This is a genomic window from Comamonas testosteroni, assembly GCF_030505195.1.
In the GTDB taxonomy this organism is placed as follows: Bacteria; Pseudomonadota; Gammaproteobacteria; order Burkholderiales; family Burkholderiaceae_C; genus Comamonas; species Comamonas testosteroni_G.
The window spans coordinates 891,904-903,522 of record NZ_CP129672.1; the positions used below are offsets into that span (position 1 = coordinate 891,904).

The 11,619-nt window shown below is 59.4% G+C and carries 10 protein-coding genes and 2 tRNA genes; 3 read left to right on the forward strand and 9 right to left on the reverse strand.

Translation table 11 applies throughout. The features are described 5' to 3' along the window. Positions 1 to 178 precede the first annotated feature (178 nt). From QYQ99_RS04060 to QYQ99_RS04080, 5 genes are all read right to left on the reverse strand, one after another. Positions 179 to 1,198, reverse strand: coding sequence for a patatin-like phospholipase family protein (locus QYQ99_RS04060; protein ID WP_302091539.1), 1,020 nt, complete (start codon positions 1,196 to 1,198; stop codon positions 179 to 181). A gap of 133 nt (positions 1,199 to 1,331) precedes the next feature. After that, positions 1,332 to 2,174, reverse strand: coding sequence for a sensor histidine kinase (locus tag QYQ99_RS04065; RefSeq protein WP_302091540.1), 843 nt, complete (start codon positions 2,172 to 2,174; stop codon positions 1,332 to 1,334). Between the two features lie 27 nt (positions 2,175 to 2,201). Further along, positions 2,202 to 2,963: a response regulator gene (locus tag QYQ99_RS04070; protein WP_302091541.1), complete on the reverse strand. Its 762-nt coding sequence runs from the start codon at positions 2,961 to 2,963 to the stop codon at positions 2,202 to 2,204. 208 nt (positions 2,964 to 3,171) lie between these two features. Then, positions 3,172 to 4,014: an HDOD domain-containing protein gene (locus QYQ99_RS04075; RefSeq protein WP_302093107.1), complete on the reverse strand. Its 843-nt coding sequence runs from the start codon at positions 4,012 to 4,014 to the stop codon at positions 3,172 to 3,174. Between the two features lie 66 nt (positions 4,015 to 4,080). Continuing rightward, positions 4,081 to 4,971, reverse strand: a complete 891-nt coding sequence (locus QYQ99_RS04080; protein ID WP_302091542.1) for an alpha/beta hydrolase family protein — start codon at positions 4,969 to 4,971, stop codon at positions 4,081 to 4,083. Here QYQ99_RS04080 and QYQ99_RS04085 point away from each other — a divergent pair. Next, the gene (locus QYQ99_RS04085) at positions 4,945 to 5,331 is read left to right on the forward strand and encodes a hypothetical protein (RefSeq protein ID WP_302091543.1); all 387 of its coding nucleotides are present in this window, start codon (positions 4,945 to 4,947) and stop codon (positions 5,329 to 5,331) included. The genes QYQ99_RS04080 and QYQ99_RS04085 overlap by 27 nt on opposite strands. A 57-nt stretch (positions 5,332 to 5,388) precedes the next feature. On the opposite strand, the gene QYQ99_RS04090 is transcribed toward QYQ99_RS04085, so the two are convergent. Further along, positions 5,389 to 7,770 carry a Tex family protein gene (locus QYQ99_RS04090; protein ID WP_302091544.1) on the reverse strand — a complete coding sequence of 794 codons (2,382 nt, stop codon included), beginning with the start codon at positions 7,768 to 7,770 and terminating at the stop codon, positions 5,389 to 5,391. Between the two features lie 179 nt (positions 7,771 to 7,949). Between QYQ99_RS04090 and QYQ99_RS04095 the strand changes: the two genes are divergently transcribed. Next, on the forward strand, positions 7,950 to 9,068 hold the full coding sequence (locus tag QYQ99_RS04095; RefSeq protein WP_302091545.1) for a DUF72 domain-containing protein: 1,119 nt from the start codon (positions 7,950 to 7,952) through the stop codon (positions 9,066 to 9,068). Between the two features lie 111 nt (positions 9,069 to 9,179). On the opposite strand, the gene QYQ99_RS04100 is transcribed toward QYQ99_RS04095, so the two are convergent. After that, positions 9,180 to 10,283 (reverse strand): enoyl-CoA hydratase/isomerase family protein, encoded by a 1,104-nt coding sequence (locus QYQ99_RS04100; protein ID WP_302091546.1) that lies wholly within the window; start codon positions 10,281 to 10,283, stop codon positions 9,180 to 9,182. A gap of 217 nt (positions 10,284 to 10,500) precedes the next feature. Between QYQ99_RS04100 and QYQ99_RS04105 the strand changes: the two genes are divergently transcribed. After that, the gene (locus QYQ99_RS04105) at positions 10,501 to 10,941 is read left to right on the forward strand and encodes a YbaN family protein (protein ID WP_302091547.1); all 441 of its coding nucleotides are present in this window, start codon (positions 10,501 to 10,503) and stop codon (positions 10,939 to 10,941) included. A 103-nt stretch (positions 10,942 to 11,044) separates the two neighbouring features. Here QYQ99_RS04105 and QYQ99_RS04110 read toward each other — a convergent pair. Further along, positions 11,045 to 11,121 (reverse strand) — tRNA-Pro (locus tag QYQ99_RS04110). A 183-nt stretch (positions 11,122 to 11,304) separates the two neighbouring features. Next, positions 11,305 to 11,381, reverse strand: a tRNA-Pro gene (locus QYQ99_RS04115). Between the last annotated feature and the right edge of the window lie 238 nt (positions 11,382 to 11,619).

An 11,619-nucleotide genomic window follows, 5' to 3' on the forward strand; every position in this document is an offset into this window, starting at 1 on the left:
TGACCTCGGGGATTGCAGACGACTCATCGGACGGGGAATTCTCGTTTCGGTTCTCTGACATTGGCATCCTTGATGGACTGTTGTCTATGATTTTCTGAGACAAAGTACGCTCATCCAGAATTCCATCTGGCTCTGCCCTCCTCTGCTGTCAGGCTTTGTCGTAATTTGCAAAAAAGCGCTATAGAGCCTCGACTCGACCCGGATCAGGTGCATGCAGCCACTGCGCAAACTCATCGGCCAACTGCCGACTGGCCGCCGCCGCGGTATTCCAGGCCTTGGCACGCGCATCATGGTCTGTGCCATAACTCAGAAAATCGTGCCGATCCGGCAACTTGCCGTTCGGCAGGCACGCCACCCAGGTGGGATCAGGGGCCAGCACAATCATCGAGTCCAGATACGAGCTCGGTCCATGACGCCATTTCAGCCCCTTGTCCAACCAGCCAGGAATCACCGCCTTCTGGAAATGGGGATATAGCACCACCCCATCGCCGCTACGAGAGGCCAGATAATCCAGATGCATGTGATAGTCGGTAATGCCACCATCCCAATAGGCACCCTTGGGTGCATCTGAAATGTTTTGCACGGCATCCAGCACAAAAGGGATGGAGCAACTGGCTCGCAAGGCTTCCATGAAATTACTCTCCGTCAGCCGGGTCTGCGCAGACCGAATGTCCGCAACACCAAAGGGAAGAGCATGCACGGCATCGTTTGCAGAAGAGGAAAAGATCACACGCTCCAGCAAGCAGCCCAATGCCGGCCGATGCAACACATTGCCGGCAAACGCGGCCGCATAGCCCAATGGAGTACGCCAGGGCGACGCACGTGACAGCAGACCACGCCCACGGGCGGCAATCACATGCAGCCTATAGCGCGGATTGGCCAGAACCTCACTCACACGCCCCCCGTAAAAGTCCTGTAGAGACTGCGCAAACCGCTCACTGACTTGCGACGGCGGCGTGCGCCTGTGCCCTGCGGGGGGATCAAAGCGCTGTGCAATATAGTCACGCTCCAGCCGCTCAAAGGCTTCCACTGGTGCGTCCAGACAAGCCGTCGCCATGCGCCAGGCACCGATGGAGGCGCCAATCAGATCCACCGGCTGCACGCTGACCTGTAGCCACTGTCCAAAGATGAAGCGATCCAGAGGTCCGAGAATCAAACCCTTGGGACCGCCTGCCGCCGCCGGTATGACTCTGACCATATCCGGCTGCAAGCCCTGCCGCTCTATAGATTGCCGCGCCTTGAGACCAGCATAGATTCGCAATGCTCTTGTGGATGACGTCATGTGGGCATTGTGCTTGCAAGCCCCGTTGCTCGGGATCAGCTCGGCGACTTCACCAGTTGAGCGTGACCGAGGTACCGCCACCGGGTCGGGCTGAGATGCTCAGTTTCGCCCCCATGGCAAGCGCTCTGCGGCGCATATTGACCCACCCCATGCCAGCAGATGCTACATCCGGGATTTGCCTGCCATCCGTCGGTCTGACGGGCCCCGCATCCTCAATGCTCAGGCGAGCATGCACAAAGGAGGCATCTGAAACATTTGACGCACTTTTCCACTGTTCGTCGGCAGCCAGCGTGATCCAAAGTTCAAGCGCGTCAGTGTGCTGCAGCACATTGCTCACGGCCTCCTTCACCACTGCCATGATTTCCTCGGCCATGGGGCCGCATGGCAGGCTGCCGATATCGCCAGACATCTGCGGGTCCCAAACATCCCAGTGCAGACTCATGCCTCGATGATCCACCACAGGTTGCAGCCTGTGCCTGAAACGCGCCAGAAGGATACCCAGGGGTTCATTTCGGCTATCCATGGAATCAACAATCAGCCGTAGATCGAGCAGGCATTGTTCTGCATTGCTGCGAATCGCCGGGTCCGTGCCGAGATCGGTCAGGCTGATCAGCTGCACCAGTTGGCTGCCGACATCGTCATGCAATGCCTCCGCTATGCGCCTGCGCTCCTGCTGTACCTCTCTCGATGGACGTACGCTTTTACGTCTGCGCCACAGCACGCTGCGATATGCACGTGGCAACAGCCAAGCGACAGCCGCCATGCTGCCCACCGTACCTAGCGCCGCAGTCCACCAGGGAGCTGAATGGAACACCGCTCCAGTCTGCAAAAGCCAGGGCAGCCACAGCAGCAACTGAACACTCCACAGAAGTAGCTGCCAGACGTAGGACATGGCGAATGCGTTCGCAGACACTGGCGCTTAGAACCAGCCACGCAAGTAGGCGAAACGCACGGCTTGTGCTCGAGTGCGCACCTGGAGCTTGCGATAGATGTTCTTGATGTGCGTGTTGACCGTCATGGTGCTGATCTCCAACTGCGTGCCGATCTCTGCACTGGTGTTACCGCTGGCAACCATACGCAAGACCTCGCATTCGCGGCTGGAGAGCCTGTCGGACATATCAGAGCCCGGAACGGCTCCGGTGGCCGGCCGCTTGTCATACCGCTGCAAGAGCCGCCTGGCGAGACTGGGAGTGATGGATGCCCCGCCATTGACGACCTGCAGCACCGCTTGGGGGTAGTTGCCAAACCAGGAGTTCTTGACCAGATAGCCGGTTGCACCCAACTCAAAAGCGTGCAACACCTGCTCTTCCGTCTCCACCACCGAAACCACAATGACCTCGGCCTGCGGGCGCTGGCTTTTCATCACCTCAATCAACTCAAGACCATCGTCTGCCCCCAGCTTCAGATCCAGCAACATGACATCAAACTCATGTTGACGAATGGCTTTTCTTGCATCCTTGAGGTTGTCCGCCTGCGCGACCACCATGGTGCGCCGATCATTCATGATTTCCTGTGCGATCACCATACGTAGGTGCGCATCATCGTCCACCAACAGCACTTTGACAGGCTTGTCGGGCTGCCCCACCATGTGATCTGGCCACATGGAAGGGCTCCCCAGCTCCACAGCCATGGGTCGGAGCATCAAGGCATCCCCAGAGTTGTTTGCACCGTTCGGGTCCATTTTTCTCTCCTGGCCAGAGTTGCTTGCCGGGGACTCAGGATGGTGCTCAAGACACCATATAGAAAAAAACTCCCCAGCGCGTCATTAGATAGTTTTTAGCAATTAAAACTGCAACTCAGCGTAAGAAAAAATGCAATTTGAGTAATCACGGTTTTCTGACGACACCTACTCAAAGCCGCCAATTACTCATCACAGTCGCCCAGGTGCCCTAAAACTGAACATCCAGGGAGCCTGCCGCGTGCCAGTCGATAGATGCTTGGCGCAGCACCATGTCGATGTCCATGCCCAGCGCCAGTCCGGTTTCAGCAGGGAATGTCACTGCCAGCTGGCGCTCACCCCAGTTAAGCGCGCGGGTCGATGCTCGCCAGACGGCCAGATGCAGCACCCCCGTCAAAGGCTCGAATACAGGCTGCTCCATCGGCGCATGCATGAACTGAAAGGCATCGCTGATCAGCTCCGGAAAATTCCACTGTCGCGCCAGATGGGCCGTAATCTGCCCTGAGCAGTAGCCCATCAATTGCATCTCCACCTGAGGGCGCTTGGGATGCAGGGGCTCCAACAACTCGGAAAGTCTGAAGAAAGTGTCAGGGTCGGCAGCCTGCAGCAACAGCTCTCCCAGGCCATGCAGCAGTCCCACCGCATAGGCCTGCGAGGCGTTGGCCTGAACCGACATTGCAAGCGCGCGCGCCATGCGTGCCGTGTCCAGGCTGTAGCGCCAGAAATTCGCCAAACTCCAGCCTGCCGAAACATGAGATGCGCTGACTGGAGCCGCCTTCTGCACCAATTGCCGCAACTGAACCGGCGCCAGCAGCACCAGTGCTTCGGGAATGCTGTGTACGCGCTGCCCCAGCAGATGCGCTGGCCCATTGGCTGCGGCCAGCAGACGAGCGGTCAAGACCGGATCGGTGGAAAACAATTGCACCAGGCTGCGCATGCCGGGCTCTGGCTTGCGCAGTTCACTCGACAGCAGCGCAACGACGCGCGGCTGGCTTGGCAGCAATAAATGCTGCTCCAGCAACGTTGACAGGCTCAATGGTTTGACGCGGCTCATCTGGACCAAAGGCAGTGACAAGGCTGTCGCCACCACGAAATGAACACGAGAGGGCTCATAGGAATGTCAGAGCTTTTCATCTCTATTCAGCTGCACAGGCTGGCCCATGACCAACTGGCTGGCAAGCTTGCGTGTCAGGGGTTGTAACACGGAAAAGTGATCAGCCCCCTGAACCGAGACGCAGTGCAGCTGATTAGATTTTCGTGCGGCGCACATATTGTCGAGACTGTTGATATTGCCGGGACTCTTGCTGCCCTCGATGATCCACGTCGGACTCTTTATTGCATGCAGCCAGTAGACGGGCGAACGCAAGCGCTTTTCATCCGCCGAGATCAAGCCCCATTTCACGGGCCAGCCATAGCCGCCGACCTCGTCCACAGGACCAAACGCGAACACCCCCTGAACTGGCAACCCTGCCGTTGCTGTCAGCAAAGCCAGCGTGGCTCCGGTGCTGTGCCCACCGAGATAGATGCGTGCCGGGTCGACATAAGGCAGCTGTGCGGCCTGCAGGATGGCCGCTGCCACATCCTGTACCTCCCCCCAGAAATACTCACGCTGGCCGGGATTGTCATTGCCACCGCGCAATGTGGGAAACAGCATCGCCATGCCTGCCTTGCGAAAAGCGCTGGCGCTTTGGTCATTGGCGGCTGGCCCTTCGCTCCAGAAATCGTCCAGGCTATTGGTATCTCCTCCCGTCAGCCAGACCATCAAAGGCAGCTTCCTCCCATCCCTGGGGTCCGGGGTGACAAAGGCATTGAGTTTCAGATCCCCGCTCTGATAGCTCATTGAAACAAACAGCTGAGAAGGCGGTGTCGGCATCGGCTGGATGGGCTTATGGGCGGCCGGCAACAAGGCTGCCGCAATCTGTGTTGTCTTGCCGACGCGAGCCTGCATCAGGTTCTGCAGAGCGATTTCACTAGAAGCGATCTGTTGATCCACCACCTGCTCGATCTGCACCTGCTCCGCGCGCTGGCTCTCGTGCTGCTTGCGAGCGGCAGCGTGACGCACTTTGGCCATCTCATGCTCTGCCATCGCAGCACGCGTGATGCAGCGCCGTTGTTGATCTATGTTGATGCCCTCTTCCTGGGCCTTGTCAACCTGGGCAAGATTGAGCTTGACGGTATGACAAAAGTCATCATTCTCTGGAGCCAGTGCTGGTGGCCAGACCAAGGCTGCAGGCTGCTGGGCATGGGCCTTGTTCTTGATTTTGTCCAACGATATCCAGCCGCGCGATGCCATCTTGGCGCCGATAAAGACCACCAAGATTGCCACCCCTATAGCTGGCAGTATCGCCCGCCCTCTCGCTTTGCGCATTGATGTGCTCCCACAAAAAAGCCGCCTGTAATGTGAATTAAGTGGCGGCCCGGTAGGAGATTATTTCTTCAGTCCCTGCAACTTCGCAAAGGCTGATGCCATTGCATTTTGCTGTGTGGGCTGGTTACCACGCTGTGGTTGCGCATAGCCACCGCGGCTGCCGCCGCCATAGCTGTTGCTGCGGCCTGCGCCTTCAAAGCGGTTGTCGCGCGGGCCGTCGCGGCGTGCGGGAGCCGCATCGAGCTTCATGGTCAGGCTGATGCGCTTGCGATCCACATCCACTTCCAGCACCTTGACCTTGACGATCTGCCCCGTCTTGACCACTTCACGTGCATCTTCGATGAACTTGTGACTCATCTGGCTCACGTGCACAAGCCCGTCCTGATGCACACCCAGATCCACGAACGCACCGAACTGGGCCACGTTGCTGACCGTGCCCTCCAGCGTCATGCCTTCCTTCAGGTCCTTGATGTCTTCCACGCCGTCATTGAAGCGGGCAACCACAAAGTCAGGGCGCGGATCACGACCGGGCTTCTCCAACTCCCCCAGAATATCCTTGATGGTCACAGCACCAAATTTGTCATTGGCAAACTGCTCCGGCTTCAAGGACTTGAGCACTTCGCCACGACCCATGATCTGATCCACGGGCTTGCCCGTGGCCAGGATGATCTGCTCGACCACCGGATAGGTTTCGGGGTGAACGCCGGTGACATCCAGCGGATTGTCGCCACCGCGAATGCGCAGAAAGCCTGCTGCCTGCTCGAAAGTCTTGGCACCCAGACCGGCCACTTCCATCAGTTGCTTGCGGTTCTTGAACGAGCCATTGGCATCGCGCCAGCGCACCACCGACTTGGCGACCGAACCCGACAGACCCGAGACACGCGTCAGCAGCGGGGCCGAAGCGGTGTTCAAGTCCACACCCACGGAGTTCACGCAGTCCTCCACCACGGCATCGAGCTGGCGCGCCAGCTCGCTCTGGTTCACATCATGCTGGTACTGGCCCACGCCAATGCTCTTGGGATCAATCTTGACCAGCTCGGCCAGTGGATCCTGCAGGCGGCGGGCAATCGATGCCGCACCGCGCAGGCTGACGTCGATATCGGGCATTTCATGGGCCGCGAACTCGCTGGCCGAATAGACCGAAGCCCCGGCCTCGCTGACCACGACCTTGTCGATCTTCTTGTCGGCCTTGGAGGCGATCTTGATCAGATCCGCCGCCAACTTGTCCGTCTCGCGGCTGGCCGTGCCGTTGCCGATGGCGATCAGATTGATGTCGTGCTTTTCCACCAGACGGGCGAGCACGGCCAGGGAGCCATCCCAGTCGCGGCGCGGCTCATGCGGGTAGATGGTAGTTGTATCGACCAGCTTGCCGGTACTGTCCACCACAGCCACCTTGACGCCGGTGCGGATGCCGGGGTCCAGGCCGATCACGGCACGCTGGCCCGCCGGTGCGGCCAGCAGCAGGTCACGCAGATTGTCGCCAAACACCTTGATGGCGACCTTCTCGGCGTCTTCACGCAGGCGGCTGAACAGGTCGCGCTCGGTGGACAGGCTCAGCTTCACGCGCCAGGTCCAGGCCACGCATTTGCGAATCAGATCGTCAGCGGCGCGCTTGGCATGGCTCCAGCCCAGATGCAGCGCGATCTTGCCCTCGGCGAGACTGGGTTTACCCGGTTCAGGCTCGACCGGTTGCACCAGCTTGGCTTCGAGAACCTCCAACGCACGGCCGCGGAACACAGCCAAAGCCCGGTGCGAAGGCACACGGCCTATGGGCTCGTCATACTCGAAGTAGTCGCGAAACTTGGCGACCTCGGGGTCGTTTTCGTTCTTGCTCTCGACTTTCTTGGATTGGAGCAGGCCTTCATCCCACAGCCATTCGCGCAGCTTCTGCACCAGGGCCGGGTCCTCGGCCCAGCGCTCGGAGAGAATGTCGCGCACGCCGTCCAGCACGGCAAAAGTGGTGCTGAAGTCGGGACCGGGCTTGCCGTCGTCCAGCGTCGTCGCTGGCTTGCAGAAAGCCTCGGCCTCCTTGTGCGGATCCAGCGTAGGGTCGGCAAACAGCTTGTCGGCCAGCGGCTCGATGCCGAATTCCTTGGCAATCTGGCCCTTGGTGCGGCGCTTTTGCTTGAAGGGCAGGTAAATGTCCTCCAACTCCTGCTTGGTCGGCGCACTGACAATTGCCAGGCGCAGCGCATCGGTCAGCTTGCCCTGCTCGTCAATGGCCTTGAGCACCGTCTCCCGGCGGTCGTCCAGCTCGCGCAGATAGGTCAGGCGCTCGTCCAGCGTGCGCAGTTGCGTATCGTCCAGACCGCCCGTGGCCTCCTTGCGGTAGCGGGCCACAAACGGAACCGTGGCGCCACCATCGAGCAACTCCACTGCCGCGCTCACCTGCTGCGGCTTGACATTCAGTTCTTGAGCAATCTGACCAATGATTTTTTGCATTCGAATATTCGCCCCACGGCGCTCAACACAGGAAGCCAATGAGTTTGCCATAGGCATGGCGCCAGACTGCTCTTGATATCCGGCAGAAGTGCAAGCAAACCTTAAAAACTATGCTTTCCATAGCTGCTTTCCCTGAATGAGCAAGCGCAGAAAGCCAATTTCATTAGAATTATTGCGACATGCCCGAAACCTTTCAGGACGATTTTTTTGCCGATGAGCTGCCTCCCCCCAAAGACGGCACCGGCAAAGCACAGTCTGAAGAAGCGCTGCCGGCAGATGCCCCAGGTAAACACAAACCCAGAAGCGGCGCGATTGCCCTGGCCCCGGCAGCCGCGCAGTACCAGGAGCTGGCCGCTCAACTGCCTCCCCTGCTGCGCATGGGCGTCTCGACCTGGTCCTATCCGGGCTGGGAAGACTTGGTCTGGGACGGTGCGTACGATAGTAGCGTGCTGGCCAAAAAAGGCCTGACGGCCTATCACCAACATCCGCTGCTGCGCACTGTCTGCGTCGACCGCACCTTCTGGCGACCGCTGACGGCCAGCCAATATGCCGCCTTTGCCGCTCAGGTCGATACCGACTTCCGCTTTGTCGTCAAATGCCCAGCCGGTATTACCGATGCCCAGGTCCGCAGCGAGGAAGGCAAGCCGCGCGAGGCCAACCCCGCGTTTCTGGACCCTGGCCTAGCCATAGAGCATTTTGTGCAGCCCACTCTCGAAGGGCTGGGCAGCAAGCTGGGCGTGCTGGTCTTTCAGCTCAGTCCCCTGCCCTGGAGTCTGCTCAGCCGCCCCGGCCTATTGATGGAAAGGCTGGGCCAGTTGCTGGCCGCCGTGAGGCAGGCGCTACAAAAACATCCACAAGTCGTCGTGGCCGTCGAGGTCAGGGACCCCGAGCTGCTAACCCCGGCGCTACCCCGGACACTCAAGGCCCATGGCGCAACCTATTGTCTGGGCCTGCACGGCAAGATGCCTCCCATCGAAGAGCAGTTGCCCACGTTGCGCGCCTTGTGGCCCGGGCCGCTGGTGTGCCGCTGGAATCTGAATCGCATCTTTGGCGCCTATGGCTATACCGATGCCCAGAAGAAGCACCAGCCGTTCAACGAGATCCTCAGCGAAGATCGGCATACTCGGGAGCGGCTGGCCCACACAATTGCCGGCATCACCGGTGCCGGTCAACCCGCTTTTGTGACCATCAGCAACGATGCCGAGGGATGCGCCCCCCGCTCAATAACGCTGCTGGCGCAGGCGCTTGCGAGTCTTGCAGACGCAGGCCCGGACAAGCGGCCACGCCCCCCATCCTGAAATTATGGTGAAAATGCCATCAAACGCTTACCAGTAAAGCGCTGATAGCTATCAAAAAAAAAATCCCAGCAGGTTCGATGCTGTCGGGCTTTGTTTTGATAGGGGTCCAGATCAGCCTTGCAGTGCCGCCAGCGGGTGCGAATGCGCTGGCCAAGGGCTGTCAAAGAACGCTTGCCACTCGGCATCGCTCACCTCTTCGATGCTGGCAGGATTCCAGCGCGGGCTGTGGTCCTTGTCCACCGCCAGCGCACGAATGCCCTCCACGGTTTCACTGCGACCCGGACGTAGATAAAAGCAGTGGCGCACCAAATCGCGCTCCATGCGCAGATCTTCGGCCAGAGTCATCTGGCGCGCACGGCGGATCTGCTCCAGCACCACATGCAGCATCAGCGGTGAGCGCTTGCGCAGCGTGGCGGCTTCGGCCTGAGCCCAGTCGCTGCCGGCCTGCAAGGCCTGCACAACAGCAGCCACCGTGGGCTGAGAAAAACAGGCATCAATTTCCGCACGATGCCCGGTTATCTTGGGCTCGGCGCTCACAAAGCGGGAGCGCACCACGGCATTGAGCGCCTCCACGTTGGCAAAATCCGTGGTTGCCAGGGTCTCCCACAGATCGGCCTGCTGCGCGGCGGGAATGCAGCCATCGGCCAAACCAAAAGCCAGGGCATCGCCCGCGCCGATGGTGTCACCGGTCAAGGCCAGCCATTCGCCCACAGCACCAGGGCAGCGCGATAGAAAATAGCCGCCCCCCACATCGGGGAACAAGCCAATGGCCGTCTCGGGCATGGCCATCTTGGTGCGCTCGGTCACGATACGCAGCGAGCCGCCCTGGCTGATGCCCATGCCGCCGCCCATGACGATGCCATCCATGAAAGCGATATAAGGCTTGCCAAAGCTGTGAATCAAATGGTTGAGCGCATATTCCTCGGTGAAGAAATCTTCGAGTTGAGGATTGCCGCAGCTTCCGGCCGCGTGCAGAAAGCGGATGTCGCCACCGGCGCAAAACGCCCCGAACATCCCTTCCTTGTTGCTGCCACGAATGGCTACGCCCAGAATCGAGTCGTCTTTTTGCCAGGCCAGCAACGTGCCCAGCAGATCGCGCACCATGCCCAGAGACAGCGCATTGAGCGCCTTGGGACGGTTGAGCGTAATCATGCCCAGCTTGCCACGGACTTCGGCAATCACATCGGACATATCGGCGCTCGGGGTGGGGGTCATTGTCTTGCTCCTTGAATCAATTCCATACTGGTCGCCAATCGGTCGCCAGGCCATGCGCTCCGATTATGCGGTTGCACTCCACGCAGGCCGGGACAAGGACGTGACAAATACCGCCAGCATCTGCAGCCACAAAGCCCGAACGTGCTGCAATGCTGACTAATATGGGAGCCGTGCTTGGCTGCAGCTTCACCAGTTTCTGCAGCCCACCTTCTGTCTCATGAACGATCTGCCACCACCGCCCGAAACCCCTCGCGCAGAACCGCACCTGGAGTCCAAGCAGCTTTCCGCGCCGCTGCGCTATCTGCTCATTGCCTTTGCCCTGGTCTGCGTGATATTGGGGCTGATAGGTGCCGTGGTTCCCGGCATGCCCACCACGGTATTCATACTGATGGCGGCCTGGGCAGCCGTACGCAGCTCGCCCAGACTGCACCGCTGGCTCTATGCCCACCGTGTTTTCGGCCCCCTGCTGCATAACTGGGACACCGGTGGCAAGATCAGCCGCCGTGCCAAATGGACGGCAACCGTCAGCATGGGCGCCAGCAGCCTGCTGATTCTCTATTTCTCGTACAAACCATGGCTCACGGCCATGACGCTGAGCATCATGGCCTGCGTCCTGCTCTGGCTGTGGCTGAGGCCGGAGCCGCAGATTGAAGGGTGAGGCCCCCAAAAGCCGCAATACATGCGCATGGTCGATGTTCTCCTCGAACAGGAGAGCTGGAATAGAAAAAGGCCCGTGATTTTCATCACAGGCCTTTTCAATTTGGTCGGAATGGCGGGATTCGAACTCGCGACCCCTTGCACCCCATGCAAGTGCGCTACCAGGCTGCGCTACATTCCGTGTCGATGACGCTATTGTAACCGATTTCTGGCCCTTTTCCGGGAAGACCGCTGCTGAAGCAATTGCTCAAGCATGAATCATGACGGACGCATGGCGCTGCAGGTTTAATAGCATCTCACGCGTGCAACTTTGGAGGCACGCATTGAAAAAGGCCTGTGATTTACATCACAGGCCTTTTCAAATTGGTCGGAATGGCGGGATTCGAACTCGCGACCCCTTGCACCCCATGCAAGTGCGCTACCAGGCTGCGCTACATTCCGTGTCGATGGGATGAATTATAGGGAGGAAAAACAGTCTCCCCTGGGAAAACGCGCACTTTTTTCAAAAAAGTCTCAAATACACGTGGCGAGCTGTCTGCCTGCGCCCTTGGTTGGAAAGCAAGCCCATGCGCCTGCTCGCTCTGGATTGCGCAATGAATGCGCCCCGCGATGCCAGGCATGCATACGCCTTTGCTGCGGCCCGGCAGCCTGCGATGAAACGGCGAGCGCCCAGGCTTCG